The organism is Mycoplasmopsis synoviae ATCC 25204 (assembly GCF_000969765.1).
Lineage (GTDB): Bacteria > Bacillota_I > Bacilli_A > Mycoplasmatales > Metamycoplasmataceae > Mycoplasmopsis > Mycoplasmopsis synoviae.
The window spans coordinates 471,708-491,227 of the sequence record NZ_CP011096.1 but is presented as its reverse complement, the minus strand read 5'-3'; the positions used below and the strand labels follow the sequence as shown (position 1 = coordinate 491,227).

At 30.1% G+C, this 19,520-nt stretch carries 21 protein-coding genes; 15 read left to right on the top strand and 6 right to left on the bottom strand.

All coding sequences use genetic code 4. The features are described from left to right. Window positions 1–4: 4 nt before the first annotated feature. The 9 genes from atpE to VY93_RS02170 all read left to right on the top strand — a co-directional run bounded on the left by atpE (window position 5) and on the right by VY93_RS02170 (window position 7,972). On the top strand, window positions 5–340 hold the full coding sequence (gene atpE / locus VY93_RS02210) for an ATP synthase F0 subunit C (protein WP_020003251.1): 336 nt from the start codon (window positions 5–7) through the stop codon (window positions 338–340). After that, on the top strand, window positions 340–921 hold the full coding sequence (gene atpF / locus VY93_RS02205) for a F0F1 ATP synthase subunit B (protein WP_020003250.1): 582 nt from the start codon (window positions 340–342) through the stop codon (window positions 919–921). Before atpE ends, atpF begins: the two co-directional genes overlap by 1 nt. After that, on the top strand, window positions 921–1,472 hold the full coding sequence (atpH, locus tag VY93_RS02200; protein WP_020003249.1) for an ATP synthase F1 subunit delta: 552 nt from the start codon (window positions 921–923) through the stop codon (window positions 1,470–1,472). Before atpF ends, atpH begins: the two co-directional genes overlap by 1 nt. Continuing rightward, on the top strand, window positions 1,462–3,054 hold the full coding sequence (atpA, locus tag VY93_RS02195; protein WP_020003248.1) for a F0F1 ATP synthase subunit alpha: 1,593 nt from the start codon (window positions 1,462–1,464) through the stop codon (window positions 3,052–3,054). Before atpH ends, atpA begins: the two co-directional genes overlap by 11 nt. Next, window positions 3,047–3,916 carry an ATP synthase F1 subunit gamma gene (gene atpG / locus VY93_RS02190; RefSeq protein WP_020003247.1) on the top strand — a complete coding sequence of 290 codons (870 nt, stop codon included), beginning with the start codon at window positions 3,047–3,049 and terminating at the stop codon, window positions 3,914–3,916. The genes atpA and atpG overlap by 8 nt, the downstream gene beginning before the upstream one ends. A gap of 7 nt (window positions 3,917–3,923) precedes the next feature. Next, a complete protein-coding gene (atpD, locus tag VY93_RS02185; protein ID WP_020003246.1) occupies window positions 3,924–5,318 on the top strand; it encodes a F0F1 ATP synthase subunit beta in 1,395 nt (464 codons plus the stop codon). Further along, on the top strand, window positions 5,318–5,731 hold the full coding sequence (locus tag VY93_RS02180) for a F0F1 ATP synthase subunit epsilon (protein WP_020003245.1): 414 nt from the start codon (window positions 5,318–5,320) through the stop codon (window positions 5,729–5,731). Before atpD ends, VY93_RS02180 begins: the two co-directional genes overlap by 1 nt. A gap of 37 nt (window positions 5,732–5,768) precedes the next feature. Further along, the gene (locus VY93_RS02175; protein WP_020003244.1) at window positions 5,769–6,392 is read left to right on the top strand and encodes a hypothetical protein; all 624 of its coding nucleotides are present in this window, start codon (window positions 5,769–5,771) and stop codon (window positions 6,390–6,392) included. Between the two features lie 83 nt (window positions 6,393–6,475). After that, window positions 6,476–7,972: a variable surface lipoprotein gene (locus tag VY93_RS02170; protein ID WP_020003242.1), complete on the top strand. Its 1,497-nt coding sequence runs from the start codon at window positions 6,476–6,478 to the stop codon at window positions 7,970–7,972. 97 nt (window positions 7,973–8,069) lie between these two features. On the opposite strand, the gene nrdE is transcribed toward VY93_RS02170, so the two are convergent. The 3 genes from nrdE to nrdF are packed head-to-tail and all read right to left on the bottom strand — an operon-like array spanning window position 8,070 to window position 11,736. Next, window positions 8,070–10,244 carry a class 1b ribonucleoside-diphosphate reductase subunit alpha gene (nrdE, locus tag VY93_RS02165; protein WP_020003241.1) on the bottom strand — a complete coding sequence of 725 codons (2,175 nt, stop codon included), beginning with the start codon at window positions 10,242–10,244 and terminating at the stop codon, window positions 8,070–8,072. A gap of 23 nt (window positions 10,245–10,267) precedes the next feature. Further along, on the bottom strand, window positions 10,268–10,717 hold the full coding sequence (gene nrdI / locus VY93_RS02160; RefSeq protein WP_020003240.1) for a class Ib ribonucleoside-diphosphate reductase assembly flavoprotein NrdI: 450 nt from the start codon (window positions 10,715–10,717) through the stop codon (window positions 10,268–10,270). Beyond that, window positions 10,717–11,736 carry a class 1b ribonucleoside-diphosphate reductase subunit beta gene (gene nrdF / locus VY93_RS02155; protein ID WP_011283542.1) on the bottom strand — a complete coding sequence of 340 codons (1,020 nt, stop codon included), beginning with the start codon at window positions 11,734–11,736 and terminating at the stop codon, window positions 10,717–10,719. The genes nrdI and nrdF overlap by 1 nt, the downstream gene beginning before the upstream one ends. A 307-nt stretch (window positions 11,737–12,043) precedes the next feature. Here nrdF and VY93_RS02150 point away from each other — a divergent pair, with 307 nt between their 5' ends. Genes VY93_RS02150 through VY93_RS02135 form a run of 4 tightly spaced genes read left to right on the top strand, consistent with a single transcriptional unit; the run spans window position 12,044 to window position 14,769 of the window. After that, window positions 12,044–12,913, top strand: coding sequence for a thymidylate synthase (locus tag VY93_RS02150; protein ID WP_020003239.1), 870 nt, complete (start codon window positions 12,044–12,046; stop codon window positions 12,911–12,913). Beyond that, window positions 12,913–13,380, top strand: a complete 468-nt coding sequence (locus tag VY93_RS02145) for a dihydrofolate reductase (protein ID WP_011283540.1) — start codon at window positions 12,913–12,915, stop codon at window positions 13,378–13,380. The genes VY93_RS02150 and VY93_RS02145 overlap by 1 nt, the downstream gene beginning before the upstream one ends. After that, window positions 13,380–13,886 (top strand): deoxycytidylate deaminase, encoded by a 507-nt coding sequence (locus tag VY93_RS02140; RefSeq protein WP_020003238.1) that lies wholly within the window; start codon window positions 13,380–13,382, stop codon window positions 13,884–13,886. Before VY93_RS02145 ends, VY93_RS02140 begins: the two co-directional genes overlap by 1 nt. 34 nt (window positions 13,887–13,920) lie before the next feature. Further along, entirely contained in the window at window positions 13,921–14,769 is an 849-nt protein-coding gene (locus VY93_RS02135; RefSeq protein WP_020003237.1) for an MAGa7180 family putative nuclease, read from the top strand. A 3-nt stretch (window positions 14,770–14,772) separates the two neighbouring features. Here the strand turns inward: VY93_RS02135 and VY93_RS02130 are convergent, their stop codons facing one another. The 3 genes from VY93_RS02130 to VY93_RS02120 are packed head-to-tail and all read right to left on the bottom strand — an operon-like array spanning window position 14,773 to window position 17,053. Continuing rightward, on the bottom strand, window positions 14,773–15,036 hold the full coding sequence (locus VY93_RS02130) for an HPr family phosphocarrier protein (RefSeq protein WP_011283537.1): 264 nt from the start codon (window positions 15,034–15,036) through the stop codon (window positions 14,773–14,775). Between the two features lie 56 nt (window positions 15,037–15,092). Further along, window positions 15,093–16,607 (bottom strand): phospholipase D-like domain-containing protein, encoded by a 1,515-nt coding sequence (locus VY93_RS02125; RefSeq protein WP_020003236.1) that lies wholly within the window; start codon window positions 16,605–16,607, stop codon window positions 15,093–15,095. A 2-nt stretch (window positions 16,608–16,609) separates the two neighbouring features. Then, window positions 16,610–17,053: an RpiB/LacA/LacB family sugar-phosphate isomerase gene (locus VY93_RS02120; protein ID WP_011283535.1), complete on the bottom strand. Its 444-nt coding sequence runs from the start codon at window positions 17,051–17,053 to the stop codon at window positions 16,610–16,612. 96 nt (window positions 17,054–17,149) lie between these two features. Between VY93_RS02120 and VY93_RS02115 the strand changes: the two genes are divergently transcribed. After that, window positions 17,150–19,156, top strand: coding sequence for an Mbov_0121 family peptidase domain-containing ABC transporter (locus tag VY93_RS02115; protein WP_020003235.1), 2,007 nt, complete (start codon window positions 17,150–17,152; stop codon window positions 19,154–19,156). After that, on the top strand, window positions 19,119–19,517 hold the full coding sequence (locus VY93_RS02110) for an MAG1140 family protein (protein WP_020003234.1): 399 nt from the start codon (window positions 19,119–19,121) through the stop codon (window positions 19,515–19,517). Before VY93_RS02115 ends, VY93_RS02110 begins: the two co-directional genes overlap by 38 nt. The last annotated feature ends 3 nt before the right edge of the window (window positions 19,518–19,520 follow it).

The following is a 19,520-nucleotide window of genomic DNA, read 5'->3' as shown; positions in this document are numbered from 1 at the left end:
AATTATGAACCAATTACAAAATTTAGCAGAAGCTCTAAGTGCTTCATCACCAGTTTCAGGAACAGTTCAAACTGTTGTTGATGGTAACACTACCACAACTACTACTACAAATACCGGGCTAGGAGTAGTAGCAGTTGGTGCTGGACTTGCAATGATAGGAGCTATCGGTTCAGGTCTTGGCCAAGGATATGCTGCTGGTAAAACAGTAGAAGCTGTTGGAAGAAATCCTGAAATGATTTCTAAAATTCGTGCAACATTTATTATCGGGGCTGGAATTGCAGAAACTGCTTCAATTTATTCATTTATAGTTGCTTTACTACTTATATTTGTTGGAAAATAATGTCAAGCTCTGTTCAAGTATTAAGCGAAACAATTGAAATCGGAAAAGTAGTAACTGCATCCGATGAAATTGCAAAACGTTTTAATAATTTATTCCCCAGCATTCCAATGATGCTGGCAACTTTTATTGCTTTCGTAATTGTTTTTCTGCTTTTATTTTTCTTTTTATATAAGCCAGTTAAAAAAATGATTCACAAGCGTCAAGAATTCATCCAAAGTCAAATCGATGATAGCATTAAAGCTAAAGAAGACTCTTTAGCAAAACTATCTCAAGCGCAAGCGGAATTAATTGAGTCACACAAGCAATCAGTTAATATCGTTAATAACGCTAAAAGCAAAGCTCAAGAAATTTTAGCTAGTTATAAAAATAAAGCTATCTCCGATGCTAATCGCTTGATTGAAGAAACTCAAATTGACTTAAATGAACGTAAAAAAGAATTTGATAAAAACTCAAGAATATTAATTGCAGAAACTGCAACTGAAATTGCTCAAAGAATTCTAAAAAGAGAAATCTCAAAATCAACTCAAGATGAAATCATTAAAGATTTCCTTGAAGATAAAACTCCAATTGAAGATATCTAATGTATGTTAAAGTAAATCCTAGTTCTTATTCTGTTGCTATTTATGAAATTGCCAAAGAAAGCAACAAAATAAAAACTTTCCATGAGCAATTTAGTTTTGTTAAAAAAGTAATTGAAAAAAATCCACAATTAATTACTTTTTTAAAAAACGATGAAATAGCGCTAGAAAAACGCTTTGAATTAATTGATGAAATCTTTGGCGGCCTTGAAGTTGATGTTAAAAATTCTATTAAAGTTGCCTTAGTTAGAAACATGATTTTCGTGCTAAGAAAAATAATTGTTGACTTTTTAAAAATCACCAATTATGAACTTGGAATTAAATTTGCAAAAGTAATAACTGCCTATCCATTAAGCGCCAGTGAGCTAGAAAAAATTCAAAAAAAATTAAATGAAAAAACTAAAAAAATAGTTGAAATATCAACCGAAGTAGATGAAAAATTATTAAGTGGATATAAAATAATTTTTTCAAATCAACTTTATGAGAGAAACTATAATAACGATCTACAAAAAATTAAGAAAATGATAATCAAAGGTAAAGAAGATGAAAAATAATTTCGATGATATATCAGCAATTATAAAAGATAGAATTAAAAATTTCGATCAAAAAATTGATCGTTCTGAAGTTGGAAAAGTTATATCAATCGGAGACGGTATAGCTTTAGTTTCTGGACTTGATAAAGTTGAAAACTCAGAAGTTGTTATTTTTGATAATGATGTTTATGGACTTGCGCTAAATCTAGAAGAAGAAGTCGTTGGGGTGGCTCTTTTTGGTAATTCAAATTTAATTTCAGAAGGCGATAGCGTTAGAAGATCTGGTCAAGTTATTTCAGTTCCAGTAGGTGAGGCTATGCTTTCTCGTGTAGTGGACTCTTTAGGAAAACCAATCGATGGTAAAGGGCCAATTAAAAGCTCTAAAATGGCTAAGATTTTTAAGCTAGCTCCTGGTGTTATGACCCGGAAAGAAGTTAACCAGCCACTAGAGACTGGAATTATTGCAATTGATTCAATGATTCCTGTTGGAAAAGGCCAAAGAGAGCTAATTATAGGAGACCGTCAAACCGGGAAAACCGCAATTGCAATCGATACTATAATTAACCAAAAAGGTAAAAACGTATATTGCGTTTACGTTGCAATTGGGCAAAAAAATTCAACAGTAGCACAAATCGTCCAAAAGCTTAATGACACCGGTTCAATGGACTATACTACCGTGGTTGTTGCCGGAGCTAGCGAAAGCGCTCCTCAGCAATATATCGCTCCTTATACCGGAGTTACTATCGCTGAAGAATTTATGAGCCAAGGTAAAGATGTTTTAGTAATCTATGATGATTTATCAAAACATGCCATAGCTTATAGAACTCTTTCACTTTTATTAAGAAGACCACCAGGAAGAGAAGCTTATCCAGGGGATGTATTTTATCTGCACTCACAACTTCTTGAGCGTGCTGCTAGATTAAATAAAAAATATGGCGGAGGATCTATAACAGCTTTTCCTATTATAGAAACTCAGCAAGGCGATATTTCAGCTTATATTCCAACCAATGTTATATCTATAACAGACGGTCAAATTTTTACTAAAGAAAGTTTATTTAACTCAGGACAGCGTCCTGCAGTTGATGTTGGATTTAGCGTTTCACGGGTAGGATCAGCAGCGCAAACCAAAGCTATGAAATCAGTAGTAGGTTCTCTAAAACTAGAACTAGCGCAATATAATGAAATGCTAGCTTTTGCGCAATTTGGATCAGATCTTGACGAAAACACAAAAGCAATATTAGAGCACGGTGCTAAAGTTTATGAGCTAATCAAACAAGATCAATATAGTCCAATTTCACAAGCTGATCAAGCCGTTATTTTAATCGGTGTAAAAGAGAGAATTATTAACATAGTTCCTAAAGAGTGAATCAGCGAATATAGAAATCAAGTTATTAAATACCTTCAAAAAGATCCTGATGGAAAAGTAATTGAAAGCAATATCATCAACGAAGGAATTATTTCAAAAGAAAACTATGCAAAACTTGAGCAAGCCTTAGTTAAAATTTGTAAGTCAATTGTATCTTCAATTCCTAACTATGATGCTTCAATGCATAAAAGTCTTCCTGAAAAATATTTAGAAACTAAAGAAGTGGCTAATGTCTAATTTAATAAATATTAAAAATAGAATCAACGTAGTTACTAATACTAGAAAAATAACTAATGCTATGCAGTTGGTTTCTACTTCAAAGCTTCATCGAATTATTAATTTAACTAAAAATATTAAAACTTATCAAAACTTAGTAGAAACTACTTTTGATAACATTGTTTCTAAAATAACTCAAGAAGAATTAAATGAAATTTTTCCGCCAAAACAAGAAACCGACGCTACTTTATATATCATAGTAACTAGCGATATTGGTCTTTGCGGATCATATAATTCAAATGTAATTAATGAGTTAAAAAAAGTAATTAAGCCTAGCGATTTAGTTATAACTTTAGGAACTAAAGGTTTAAATTGAATTAGGGTTTCTAAATTCAAAGATCAGCTTTATAAATCTTATGTGAATTTAGAAGACAAGCTCGATTATTCAATAGCAACCGAAATTGGGAATTTAAACTTTGAGCTTTTTGCTAAAAATAAGATATCAAGTTGCAAAATTATTTATACTAAATTTGTAAATAATTTAATCCAAGAAGTTAGCGTTAAGCAGCTTTTCCCATATGATTCTTCGCATCTTGAAATTAAAAAAGAAAGCGAACAAATGGAAGGTGATATCGAATTTGAGCCTTCCGCAGAAATTATTCTTCAAAGAGCCTTTCCACTTTACGTTTCATCGATGATCTACGTTTTAGTTAGCCTTTCTAAAGTATCTGAGCTAGCTAGCCGTAGAGTTGCTATGGAAAGCGCAACCGATAACGCCGATGAAATAATTAATGATTTAAATCTTGAATATAACTCAAAACGTCAAAGCGTTATAACTCAAGAAATAACCGAAATTGTAGCTGGAGCACAAGCAACTAATTAGGAGATATATGCCAGAAAAAAATAAAGGAAAAATTATTCAAATTTTAGGACCGGTAGTTGACGTTAGATTCACTACTGGAAAACTTCCAAAATTATTAAATGCCTTGCGCGTTGAACTTCCAACTAAGGAAGTATTTACCTTTGAAGTTGCTCAGCATATAGGTGATGATACCGTTAGATGTATTTCAATGGTTTCAACTAATGGTTTAAGAAGAGGGCTAACCGTAGAAGACACCGGTAAAGCCATTATGGTGCCGGTTGGAAAACAAGTTCTTGGAAGAATGTTTGATGTTTTAGGAAATCCAATTGATGAGCTTCCTTTAGAAGAAGGCGGAGAAAAATCAAGTATCCACGGACCTATTCCAACATACGAACAACAAAAAACCACTAGCGAAATTTTAGAAACTGGAATTAAAGTTATTGATCTTTTAATTCCATATGCTAAAGGTGGAAAAATCGGGCTCTTCGGTGGAGCTGGAGTTGGTAAAACTGTTCTTGTGCAAGAGCTAATTAATAACATTGCAACTCAGCACAATGGACTTTCGGTATTTACCGGAGTTGGTGAAAGAACTCGTGAAGGTAATGATTTATACTACGAAATGAAAGCCGCTGGCGTATTAGATAAAACCGCGCTGGTTTTTGGTCAAATGAACGAGCCTCCCGGAGCTAGAATGCGTGTAGCGCTAACCGGGCTTACCATGGCTGAATATTTCAGAGATAAACAAAACCAAGATGTTTTACTTTTTATTGATAACATCTTTAGATTTACCCAAGCCGGTTCTGAGGTTTCAGCTCTTCTTGGAAGAATTCCATCAGCTGTAGGTTACCAACCTACCTTAGCAACCGAAATGGGTGCGTTGCAAGAAAGAATTACCTCAACTAGAAGTGGATCTATTACTTCAGTTCAAGCCGTTTACGTTCCTGCTGATGATTTAACCGATCCAGCGCCTGCTACTACATTTTCACATTTAGATGCAAAAACTGTTTTGGATAGAAACGTAGCTGCGCTTGGAATTTATCCAGCGATTGATCCGCTTGAATCTTCTTCTAGACTTCTTGATCCATTAGTTGTTGGTCAAGAGCACTATAAAGTGGCTCAAGACGTAATTAATATTCTTCAAAGATTTAAAGAATTGCAAGATATTATTGCAATTCTTGGAATGGGTGAGCTATCCGAAGAAGATAAGAAAATAGTAGCTAGAGCTAGAAAAATTAGAAACTTTTTATCTCAACCATTTACTGTTGCAGAAAAATTTAGCGGCATTAAAGGTTCTTACGTTAAATTAAGCGATACCATTAGAAGTTTTAAAGAAATTTTAAATGGTAATTTAGATGACTATCCTGAAGATATCTTTAGATATGCAGGAAGCATTGACGATGTTATTGCTAGATATAAAAAATAATGGCAAAACTCAAACTTACAATTACAACACCTAGCGCTATTTTTTATGATGATTTAGTTGATATAGTAACTTTAAGAGTTAATTTAGGTTATAAAGGTTTCCTGCCAAATGCTAGTGAATTCTTTAGCAACATAGAACCAGGAACCTTAACAATTAACTACGAAAATTCTAGCGATATGATTAAGTGTCACATTGGATCTGGTTTAATTTATTCAAACAAAGAGGCGGTAAATATCATCACCGATGATATTGTAAAAATTGAGGATATTAATCTTGATGCATTAAACAAACAAAAAGAAATGTTAGAAAATAGGCTTAAAGAAAATTTAACAGAGTCGCTACTTAAACAAGTAAAAGAAAAGCTTGAAAATATCAATTCTAGAATCAAATCTTACAATGAATTTAAAAAGTAAAAATTAACATTTTTGTTATTTTTTCTTAATTTAATATATGAAACATTACATAATTTTAATCAACGGTAAAAGACGAAGCGGGAAAGGAATTTTATCTTCAGCTTTAAAAGATCAAATTCAAAAATTTAGCTCAAATGTCTATATTTTTTCATTTGCAGAAAGTATTCGCAAAGCCGCCGAAGATATTATCCAAAAGCTAAATTGAGAAAAAGAACCTAAAGAAACCACAAGGCCGCTTTTGATTGCCATCGGAGACGTTGGAAGAAAAATTGATTCAGATTTTTGATCAATTAAACTTTTTGAACAAATTCAAGAAAAAATAAACCTAGCCGAACAAAATAATCAGGATTCATATTATATAATCGACGATTTAAGAATTACTAATGAATTAAATTTCTTTAAGAAAAATGAAATTTTATTCAATCAAGAAAATTCTAGTAGCGAGCTAAATGTGATTTCAATTCGGATTCAAAAGTATCTTGATGCAAGTAACTTTATTCATGGAACCGATGACAATATCACCGAAACTAGCTTTGATGACGTGGTTTATTCATCGTTCGATTATATAATTGAAGGTAATGTAATTGTCCAAAAAGAAGGACTCGCTGAATTTGATCAAGTCAAAATTCAGGCTAAAAAAATAATTGAAAAATTTTTATAAAATTTTATTGATAGTTAATAAATATAAAAAAAGTAATTTATTATGCTATAATTTTTCAAATTTTTGAAAAGGAATTAAAAAACATGAAAAAATTTGAATTTTTACTACTAGGTAGCGCTACTTTACCATTAATGGCTGTAGCTGCTGCATGCGGTGCACAACAAGAAAAAGTAGAAGAACCAGATTTCGTTCATGAAACTTTAACTGATGCAGAAAAAACTGCATTCCAATCTGCTGCTGGTTCAAACCTAAGAACCATGGGTAGAATGAGACTTGTTGTTAGAGCGGCTCTAGTAAACAACGATAAAACATTAGTAAGTCGTTTCACAACACTTGCTGGTGAAGATGCAACTAAAAAAGCTGCTGTTGAAACATTCAAAACAGAATGAACGGGTAAATGAGGTGCATTATTTGGAACACTAAGCGATGGAGATAAAAATGTCTTCTCAGGTGAAAACAAATATGCAAACGGTACTGCAACACTTGCTGAATATCAAGCTTTAAAAACAGCATTTACTGAAAAAGCTAAAGATCTTTTAGCTAGCGTAGCTAAAGTTATTAAAGTACTTGGTTTAGGTGATTTATCAGATGACTATAAAACATATCTAGATTCAGCTAATGTTTCAGCTTTACAAACAAGATTTAACTACACTGGAGCTCTTGTTCCTGATAGCTCAACACTTAACGATTTTGAAAGATTCTTAGAATCAATCGTTGGTGAAGATACAAGTAAAGATCAAAGCAACCCAACTCCTACAGGAAACATGGTTACTGTATTATCAGGACTAGAAGACAACGCTGTTTTCTCAAAAACTGTAATGTCACTTGTTGCTTTATTAACAGATAGAATGCTTCGTTTAGTTGAAGGAGCTGAAGCTGCTAAAGTTTTAGTTTCAACAGGAACAGCTACTGCTGAAGCTGCAAAAGAAACATACTTAGCACTTAGAAAATACGACAAATGACCTGCATCTACTTTAAAAACTAGAGGTGCTGCTCTTTCAACACCTGTACAAGCATTAGGACCAGTTCTTAAAAACGTTGAAACAGTACTTTCACCATTATTTGCAGAAGATGGAAAAGGCAAATCATTAGTTGATACTTTAAAAGCTAAAGAATCAAAAACAGATAAAGAAACAATGCTTCTTTCAAGACTTGAATCATTAGCTAACTTAGCTAAAGCAAATTCAGAACTTGAAAAATTATCATCATTAGTTTACAAAGATGGTGTAGCTTTAGATTATGAAGCTGCTGTTCTTAAATCAGTTAAAACATATGCAGACTTTTATGCAAAAGTTGGATTAAGCTGACAATGAGCACTTAACGTATTATTATGAGCAAACCCTGCTAAAGATCTTGTAACATACTTTACAGCATCAGGACTAGCTGATAAATTTGCAGATAAAAAAGCTGATGTAGAAGCAGTTGTAGCAGAAGTAACTAAATTAAATGTTGCTGCAACACTTGCTAACTTTGATAAATTCAAAGCTGCTGGTGATACTTTAAACTTAGGATTATTCAACCAAAAAGCAAGAGCATTAACATCACACTTACAAGCAATGCTTGCAGCAACTAAAAAATAGTTGTTAAAATCAAAAAACTAGCTTAAAGCTAGTTTTTGTTTGCCAAAATAAGCACAAAAAAACTAAGCCAAATTAATGCTTAGTTTTCTTTTTTTCTCTAGATGGTGCAGCTTGAACATTCAAAACTTTGACCATCTTTTTCTCAGTCGATGTGTTCTGAATCTTCTAAAACTTCCTGGCGAATTCTAACGTAGTATATCGATGAACATTTGGCTTTAAAAGCTCTAATGTAGGCTTTGTTTAAATCACGAGTTGTAGCTTTATCGTTCATAAATAAGGTTAGCGATATTGCTTGGTCAACGTGTTTTTGTGCCTGAGCTACGATATCAATAATTGGATTAGGCCCAAGCTCGTAGGCTCCATCTTTATAGTATTTGTAATTATTTTCATCAAGCTTATAAGCTAGCGAATATACTCTTCCAAGTTTTCCTTCCTTTCTAACTTCAACAGGAGATACCACTGGTTGAAGCGAAGGAGTACATGATGAAAGATAAGAAATTGAACCAGTAGGAGCTACCGCTAAAACATGAGAGTTAGCTAGTCCATATTTTTTAATGCTTTCAACTAATTCACTTCAGTCACTTTGAGTTGGCAGTGTTACGTTATGTTTTTTAAATAATTCAATTACTTTAGGAAGTTTAGCTGTATATAAATCACTTTCGCATTTGGTGTATTTATCAAAATATTCACCAGTTGCATATTTTGATGATTTAAAGTTTTTATAAGTTTCATTTCTTTCTTTAGCTAAAAGATTAGAAGCTTTATAAGCGTGATACGCCAGTGCATAGAAAAATAAATTAGTAAACTCTAGCGCTTCAGGAGAATCATAATAAACTTCATTAACTGCAAAAAATCCATGTAAATTCATCGCTCCAAGTCCTAGGGCTCTGTTGTTTCTATTTCCATGGTTAATTGAAGGCGCGCAAGATAAATCACAACCTCTAGAAACGTGATCTAAAGACTTAATAGCGTAAAACACTGACTTACCAAAATCGCTTCCGGCATTCATTAATTTATCAACATTCATTGAGCCTAAATTACATGAAATATCTTCACCTAATTTTTTAACAGTTAAATCAGTATCGTATTCAGTAAGGCTAGAAGACTGCACAATTTCAGAACATAAATTCGACATAACAATTCTTCCGGCATTTGGATTTCTATCGTTAACGGTATCGTCAAAAAGTAAGTATGGATATCCAGATTCAAAGTGAAGCTCTGCTACTGTTTGGAAGAATTTTCTAGCTTTAACAAAAGTTTTTCTAATTTTAGGATTGTTAAGCATGTTGTAGTATTCTTTAGTTACTTTAATATCAGAAAATGGAACGCCATAAACCTTTTCAACATCATATGGTGAAAATAGCGCCATATCTTCATTATTTTTAGCGAGTTCAAAAGTAATGTTAGGAACCACAACTCCTAGCGAAAGTGATTTAATTCTAATTTTTTCATCAGCATTTTCTCTTTTAGAATCTAAAAAAGTCATAATGTCAGGATGGTGAGCGTGAAGATACACAGCTCCTGCACCTTGTCTTTGACCAAGTTGGTTAGCATATGAAAAGCTATCTTCTAGAATTTTCATAACCGGAATAACTCCGGTAGCTTGCCCTTGAATTTGCTTAATAGGAGCACCGAATTCTCTAAGGTTAGTTAGGCTAAGCGCTACTCCTCCACCTCTTTTTGAAAGCTGTAGCGAAGTGGTAACCGCTCTTGCAATAGATTCCATGTTATCTTCAACTCTTAAAAGATAACAAGATACATATTCTCCTCTTTGTTTTTTTCCAGCGTTTAAAAAAGTAGGAGTAGCTGGTTGAAATCTTCCTGAAAGAATTTCAACTAAAATGTTTTTAACACTTTCAAAATCTTTTCCACCTAAAAATAGCGCATTCATTAATGCTCTTTCAGAATAGGTTTCTAAAAATTTTGATCCATCAAAGCTTTTAAGGCAATATGAATTGAAAAATTTAACAACACCCATAAAAGATGGAAATCTATGATTATATTTTTCAATTAATTGATATAGCTCTTCGAGTTGAGCTTTTGTTACGTTATTAACTACTTCTTTTTCGTAGTATTGATTTTCTACAAGATACTGCATTCTTTGGTGAATGTTTTCTCATTGCATCATTTTTGGAAGAATTTCAACTCTCATGTAAGCGCCTATTGCTTTTTGATCGTTATCGTGAGAGTCTTTTCCTTCACTTAGTTTGCTCATTGCGTTGTATGCTAAGTATTCGTTAGCAGCTTTGAATTGGTTAGTGTTGTCTTTCATTTTGATTTCCTGAATATTATTTTTTATTTATTGTTTCAAAGTTGATTTATTTTTTGATGAACAACTTCTTCATCATGTTTGGTTCCTAAAAGCTCAAAAACATGAAGCAGTGGAACTTTAAGCTTGGCCTGTAATACGTTTCCAGCTAGGCCATAGGTATCACCAAAGTTGGTATTTCCGCTGGCGACTATCGCCATGCAATGATCACGATTTTTTTTGTTATTTAAAAACTTAATAACTTGTTTTGGAACGCTTCCTTTGACCTCACCAAATCCACCTGAATAGGTAGGACAAAAAAGCACATAATCTTGAGATATTTCAAGACTTGCGTTTAAATCGATTGGAATTCTTGAAGAGTTTATTTTTAATTTATCGACAAATTTTTTAGTATTGCCAGTTTCGGAACTAAAATAAACTATATGTTTTTCGCCTCTAGGCTTTTTTAGTTCGATTAAAACTTCTTGAGGTTTCATTAAAACTCCCAGTCTTCGTCTTGAGTTTCTTCGCTAACTCCCATTACATATGAACTACCATTACCTGAGAAAAAATCGTGATTTTCATCAGCTCTAGCTGATAGTTGCGCAAAAACTTCTGGTGAAATTTTTGTCTCTTCTGGGGTAAATGGCGATTCATAACCACAGTTTTGTAAAAATTTTCCAGCGTTGTATAAACTAAAGGCTATAGCTTCATCAGCTAGCCCAAAACCATCGTAGAGTTCTCTTAAAAAATCCTTTTCCAACTCGATTAATTCATACATGATTTTAAAAGTAAATTCTTTATATTCGGCTTGCTTTTCTTTAGGAAGCTTTTCAACCTTTTGACGGTATTTATATCCTGAATAATAATTGTGCAGAACTTTATCTCTTAAAATTAGCCTGATAATATCGCTGGTATTTGGAAGCTTACCTCTAGCGGATAGATAAAATGGTAAATAAAATCCGCCGTAGAGTAAAAACCCTGGCATTAAAGCTGCCGCTATTTTAGATTTTAGCGGATCTTTAGATGTATAGTAAGGAACTAAAAATTTAGCTCTAGCTTGCAGCTTTTCATTATTAATAACTCACTCGTGAGCCTTTTCAATATCATCGCTATTGCTTAGTGTTGAAAAAATAGTTCCATAACTTCTAGCGTGCACCCCTACCATAAAAGCAAAGTTGGCATAAATTACTTGTTCATGGTCAGTTAGTGAGTTTGGAATTTGAGCAATATCTCCTAAAGTAGCTTGAATGGTATCAAGTAGGGTAAGCCCGGTGAAGGTTCTAACTAAAAGTTCTTGTCATGATTTATCCATTTCATTTCATGACTTTAAATCGTTACTTACAGGAATTTTTTCAGGAAGTCAAAAATTCTGAGTAACTCTATTTCAAACTTCTAAGTCTTTAGGATCGTTTACAAAATTTCAATTAACCGATCTCATAACTCCTTGCAGATTATTTTTTACATAATCAAGCGGACTTAGTGATTGATTGTAGTATTTGTTATTACTGATCATAGTAGAATTCTCCTGTTTTTTAGATGATTTTGGGAAAAATTTGTATAAAAAAATGCCCCAAAAATTTTGAAAAAATAGAGGTGACAAAATGTTGATTTTTTGCACCCGTTTGTTAAGTATTATAAAACATAAAACTTAAAGCACAAAGTAAAAAATTAAACTTTTTTCAAAATTAGTCTAATTTAAAAATTTTTTTAATTTTTTTCAATTTTTTTAAATTTAAATTTGAAACTTTTCATAAAAAATTGTTAAATTAAAAAATTTTGGCTATTTTTTTAATACAATTAAAAGAAACAGGAAATTTTTTATGAAGCAGTATTTACATCTTTTAGAGCATATAAAAACTAGTGGAACTTTTAAAAAAGATCGAACCAATACCGGTACTATTTCGCTTTTTGGACTTCAAGCTAGATATAATCTAAAAGAAGGCTTTCCGTTGCTAACTACCAAGAAAATGGCCTGAAAGGCAATTTGCCATGAACTTTTATGATTTTTAAAAGGTGATACCAACATCAAATATTTAGTTGATAACAACGTAAATATTTGAAATGAATGGCCTTACGAAATTTTTAAAAAATCTAATGACTATCAAGGCGAATCGTTAAAAGAATTTGCGCAAAAAATCAAAGAAGATAGCTCTTTTGCGCAAAAATATGGTGAGCTAGGCCCTGTATATGGAAAACAATGAAGAGATTTTTTTGGTGTTGATCAAATTTCGCAAGTAATTAACGACATTAAAAATAATCCAACATCAAGAAGGCTAATTGTTAGCGCTTGAAATGTAGCCCAAATTGACAAAATGGCCCTGCCTCCTTGTCATGCTTTTTTCCAATTTTACGTTAATGATAATAATGAACTTTCGCTTCATTTATACCAAAGAAGCGGTGATATGTTTTTAGGAGTTCCTTTTAACATTGCATCATATTCGCTGCTTCTTTCAATGGTTGCGCAAGTTACTAATTTAAAGGTAGGCGAATTTATTCACACCATAGGAGATGCGCATATTTATTCTAATCACATTGACCAAGTAAATGCGCAACTAGAGCGCGCTCCTTATAAACTTCCAAAATTAATTCTTAATAAAAATATTAAAAATATTTTCGATTTTACATTCGAAGATATTGAGCTTGAAAATTATATTTCACATGAAACTATTAAAGCAAAGGTGGCTGTTTAATGATAAAACTAATAGTAGCTTTAGATCCTAATAATTTAATCGGTAAAGGTGATCAAATGCCTTGAAAGATTGCCGAAGAATTCAAACACTTTAAAACTACAACTTTAACTCATTCACTACTATTTGGGAGGAATACCTTTTTAGGGCTTCCTGCCAAACTTGAAAATCGAACTATTTACGTGCTTTCTAAAGAAAGAGTTCCAAGAGCTGACTATACGCTAAAAACTGAGCAAGAACTTTTTTCTTTATTTGCTCAGTTTAAAAACGATGACTTTAATACGCTTTTTATTGCCGGTGGAAAAACCATCTACGAAAAATACTATAAATTTGCAGATGAATTAATAATTTCTAGAGTCAAAAAAGCCTATGAAGGCGATGTGTATTTAAATTTAGATTTAAGTCACTATAGTTTAACTAAAGTAGTTGACTATAGTGAATTCGCGGTAGAGTATTACACTAAAAAATAATGAAAAAAAATAGTAAATTAAATAAAGCCATCTCTTGAGATGATTATTTTATGGGCCTAGCTAAACTTTCAGCTTTAAGAAGCAAAGATCCTTCTACTCAAGTTGGAGCTTGTATTGTTAATAGGCAAAATCATATCATCGGAATGGGCTATAATGGAATGCCTAATGGTGAAGATGAGCTTTTTCCATGAGAATCAAATTCCAGCGATGAAAAAGATAATAAATATCCATATGTAATGCATGCAGAAGTTAATGCAATTTTAAATACTAGCGTGATGCTGCAAAACTCTAACGCTACAATTTATACTTCACTATTTCCTTGTTCAAATTGCGCGAAAATTATTGTGCAAAGCCAAATCAAAGAACTAGTTTACGAAGACGATAAATATCACGATACCAAAGATGCTGAGATTTCTAGATACATTCTAGAAACTGGTAAAGTTAAAGTTAGAAAACATAAAACCAGCGTGGAATTTACGCTTAATTTTCCAAAAAATGATTTTTAAATTCATTTTTTTATTTTATTATTAGGAAATAAAAATGGCCCAAAGAAAAATTTATAACAAACAAGATTACACTGTCGATTTGGAAAATAAAATCGTAGTTTTAAGTGATAGCTATTATGAGAAATTAAGCAATTTTTCAAATAAATGAACCTCTTTTAAAAAAATAGGAGGTTCTAGTATAGGTGATGTTTTAGAAGTTGATTCATTTAAATCATCTTTTAGCGCGTATTGTCATATTGCAAGGCTAAAAATGCCTATTCTGCAAACTAAATATATCGATGCCGGGGTTGCGCTAGAACCTAAAATTTTTGAATTTTTTAAAAACTTAGTTCATAAAAAAAATCCAGAGCTAGAAGTTAATCACTATGACGCTGCTGAATATAACTATGATTATTTTTCAGGAATAGATGTAATTGGCGGAGTTCCCGATGGTGCTATTAATAATTTAAAAATGATTTTGGAAATTAAAACCGCTAATGCTAAAAAAAGAAGCGAATGAGATAAAGAAATTCCAAAAGCGTATTTAAAACAAGCACAGCTTTACGCGCATTTAATGGGTTATACTCGGATTAAGTTTTTAACTTTATTTTTAAACGATAGTGATTATTTAAATCCAGAAAATGCAGAAATTAGCAATAGCACTTTTAAGGTTTATGACGCTAGTGCGCTCAACAAATCCGAAATAGTAGAAAATATCGATTTTGTTAAAAACTGATACAACCAATATACCAATACTAAAGTAAGCCCGCAGTTTAAGCCATTAATAGATAAAGATCAAATCGATTACCTGCTTTGCGAAAATCGTGAGCAGTGAAAAGAACTATTTAACCGCTGAAAAGCGCAAAAAAAAGTCGATGAGAACATCGACTTTGAAAGTGTTTAATAATTAAACAAGTTTATTATCTAACATAACTTTTTCAACGGCTTCTAAAGCTTGAGCTTCATCATCACCACTGAATTCTAAGGTAATATGATCGTTGGTTCTAACACCTAGAGCCATAACGTTCATAATTGATTTTAAATTAGCTTTTTTACCATTAAAATGTAGTGAAGCTTCAGATTTAAATCTATTTGCTGTTGAAACAATTAATGTTGCTGGTCTTGCATGTAATCCAATAGGATCAGTAATTTTAAATTCTTTTGTTACCATTTATTTCCTTTGCTATTTAGCGTTTAATAATTATATCATAGTTTGTTTTAAAGCTCTTAAATTAGGGGCTTTATTCAATTTAAAACAAATGTTTTTATTGGATTTGTTTTCTTTAAATATTCCTGTGAATCAAGCAGTCTTGATTTAGATTTATATTGCTCAAAGAGATTTTCGATGAATTTAGTATCTAGCCCTGAAAATATTTCCATGGTTTCAAATTGCATATGCATGCTACGAATATCTCAGTTATTACTTCCACTTCATGCGTATTTATGATCTATTAGCCCCATTTTGGTATGCACAAAATGATCTGAATAAATATAAATTTTTAGCCCGTATTCTTTTAGTTTGAAAAGCTCGTTAAGACTAACTTCGTATGGAATTTTTTTATCGGGCAATCCTGGAATATAAATTTCAACATCAATTCCAGATTTTAGTGTCAATACTATTTGGTTAAATAAAGTTTTTGTAACTGAAAAATATGGAGTTGCAATTTTAATATTATATTTAGCCATTTGCATTAGCTTTGTTCAATAAATTTCACTTTTAGATTCTGGCGAAAATGGATTTTCAGAACAAAACAGCGCTAAATTTTTATATTTTTTTTCAGAATCATCTTTAAATAAAAATTCTTTAATATCGATATCGGTATTTGAGCTAAATTTTCAAAGCTTGGCAAAGTTTAATATGTAATTATTAACATAAGGACCTGAAATTTTGTAATTTAAATCGATTAAATTACCAAATCTTTTTGAAAATCCAGCGTATTCATCAGAGATGTTGCTTCCTCCGTTAAATACCATTTTTGAATCGATGATTATAAATTTTGAATGGTTTCTAATAAAGGTTTTTTTTCAAATAACTGGCCAGTAGATTTTATTTATAAAATAAATTTCTACTCCAACTTTTCTTAGGTCATTTATTTTTTTTCTTTTATATAAAATCGAACCATAGTCATCTATTAGTCATTGAACTTTAATTCCTTGTTGAGCTTTTTCTTTTAAAATTTCTATAAATTTATCAGCAAAAACTCCAGGCTTAATTATAAAAGTAATTATGCTAATTGATTTTTTAGCTTTTTTGAGTTCTTTAAATAAATTTTCAAAAAATTTATTACCAGTGTCTAAAAATTCAAAATCGCAACTTAGCATTTTTGTTTTGAAAAAGTTTTCAAGTTTATAAAATTCATAGTCAGATGTTTTTTTAACGTTTAGCGTTGCTTTATCTAAATATGAATTAACCTCGTATTTGTCAATGCTTTCTAAATATTGAAAGCGATTGCTTTTTGATTTAAGCCCAAAAATTAGATAAAAAATATGACCAAAAATCGGAAGAATTAAAATAAATAAAATCCAGCTAAATTTTGAGTCGCTATAACTTTTGGAATTAATCATAATAATTACAAAAATTAAGTTAATTAAATATAAAAAGATAATAAAAAAATAAACGTAGTTTTGATTTACTCTTGTGATGGCAAATGAAACTCCAGCAAAAATAGCAATCGTTCCTGAAATTCATAAAACGAATATAAGTATTTTTCTAAAATTAAATTTTGAAAAAAGTTTACGCACTATTAAGTCCTATCTATATCGTTTATTCTTTTAAGATGTCTGCCACCTTCAAAGGTGGTATTTATATAATTTTCAATCATTTCTTTGGCCTGATCAAAACTCACTTGACGAGCACCAAAAACTAAAACATTAGCGTCATTGTGAAGCTTAGCTAGATGCGCGTCTTCGTTTGATGTAACTCTCGCAGCTCTAATATGATTATGACGGTTTAATGCATAAGAAATCCCAAGTCCAGTTCCGCAGATTCCTATTCCAAACTCGCATTTATTTTCAAGCATGTAATGTGCTAAATCGTGACCAGCTAATGCGTAGTTATTATCTGAATCCAGATTTGATTTAGCACCTAAATCTACTATTTTATAACCTAATGCTTGAAAGTGTTTTTCAAGTCTTTCTTTTAATTCAAATCCTGCGTGATCTGAAGCTAATGGTATTACTTTATTCATAGTATTAAATTATATTACTTTGATCATAAAAACTAGGAAAAAATATGCATTTTTACTAATTTTGTTTTATTTTTTCAATTTTTACTTTTATATTTGATGGAAAAACAATTTGATTCTAGAGATTGTTCGCTTTATGTATTAAAGTATTTTTACAATCATTTTTATAGCCACAATGTTAATATAAATGATTTAAAAATTAATGCAATTTATTCTGATAGTGGAATTAAATTAACCGATCTTCATAATATTGCAACTAATTTTAATTTAAATTTTGATGCATTTAATTGCAATAAAACCGAGCTATTAAGACTTGAAAAAAATTTGTTTCCTTTAGGGATTATTTTTAAAGAAAATAATGAATACCACATGGTTGTTTTAGAAAAAATTAAAAACGATAAATACTACATATATGATCCGCTTTATGGAAAACAAAAATTAAATGAATTTGATTTTTATAGTAAATTCAGTGAAAAGATTATTTACTTTTCAAAATTAAAAAACGAAGTTAAAGAAAATAAAATTAAAAAATTTGATTTAAATTTTAAAAACTTATTTTTATATAAAATCATTTATTTTATTTTTTTACTGCTTGAAGTTTTTCTAACTTTTATGCTGCCGTTTTTTAATAAATTTGTCTTCGATCAAATCATTCCTAATTTTCTAAAAAAAGAATTATTTTTAAGCTTTATCGTAATAGCTTGAATAGTATTGATTAAAATAATTTTTAAGTATTCTGCAAACTTAATAATTAATAAAAAAATAACTTCAACAATTTGTGAAATTAAATCGCTTTTTATAAATAATTTAAAAAGTAAAAACTTTAAAAAGATAAATTTAATAAATGAAAATGAAATGCAAACCAGACTTAATGCATTTGATGAAATTATTAAATTTAAAATGAGTTTTACTTCTGAAGTTGTTGTTAATTTAATAACACTATTATTTTCATTTATATTACTTTGAAATATAAATTTAATGCTTTTAATTATTTTGCTTAGTTATTCTTTTATTGTTTTTGTAATTAACTTTTTAAATAAAAGATATAACGAAAATAATTATGTTCAAATTTATAATTTATCATTTGATGATGCTAGAAATTTTTCTAATTATTTTAATTCAATTAAAAATATATATCATCCAAAAATAGAAAAACAAATTTATTCAAATTGAAATCTAAAACACTTTAATTTACATAAAAAAGTTTTAGATTATGAAGTTAAAAATTCTTTATTTGAAAGCTTTTTAAATTTTTCAGAAATACTAGCTCCGATACTGATTTTAATTTTTGGAAGCATTGAAATTTGAAACTCAAAATTAACTTTAATTAATTTAATCTTTTTTATAACCGGAGCTAGTTTATTTACTAATCCTATTAAATCAATACTTCCATTAACGCACCAATATGTAAGTTATAAAAAACAGAAAAATATTTTAAATTTTTTTGATTTAAATTTAGAAGAAAAAACTGCAAAATCTAATATTTCAAAAATACAAAAAATTCAGCTTAGTTATATTGATTTCAAATTTACAAACAACAAAAGATATGATCTAAATATAGATAGACTGATAATTGATAAAAATATTATTTTGCAAGGTAATAACGGATCTGGTAAAACTACGCTTTGCAGCATTATTGCAGGTAAAAATAAAATTGATAACGGTGAAATTTTAATAAACGATAGCGTTGTAAATTTATTTGATGACTATGATTTAAAATCTAAAATTTTATATTTAGGTTTTGACAAACATCCAGTAAATATACCTGTTTTAGATTATTTAGACATTAACGAGGAATCTTATTTTAATATTTTAAAAATTTTAAATTTAGAAAAAGGTTTTTCAAACTTGCTTTCTAAAAATTTAACTTCGCTATCAACTGGTGAACTTCAAGTTATAAAACTTTTTAAAATTTTTACAAGTAAATATGACGTTATTATCTTTGATGAAGCTTTCGAAAATGTTTATCTTGAAATCTTTGAAAAATTCAAAATTGTAATTAAGAAATATTTTGTAGAAACTATGTTTATTGAAATAAGTCATAGTCAAAGATATGTCTTTGAGAATAGTGAGGTTTACAATTTACAAGCAATTAATCTTAGATAGTAAATCACTATTTTTTACAGTTTTTGTTTCGATATTTTTATTTGCAATTTTTCTGTTTTTTATTTCATTTGTAAGAATTGATTTTTATAAACCAGCATTAATTAATTTTGATAACGATGAAATTTATATTTCTAATTTTTCTAGTGAAAAATTGCAGCCAAATCAATATATAAAATTTAGTTATTTAAGCAATGAAGAAGTTTTTCAATTTGAAACCAAAATAGAAAAAATTTTAGATAGCAAGATTTATATTAAAGACGCTAGAATAGCTAGCGAGCTAAAATCAAAAAACATAAATTTATTAAATATTTCAATGTTTTTTGAAGAAAAAGTTCTTTGAAAATATATTTTAAAAATTTAAAAA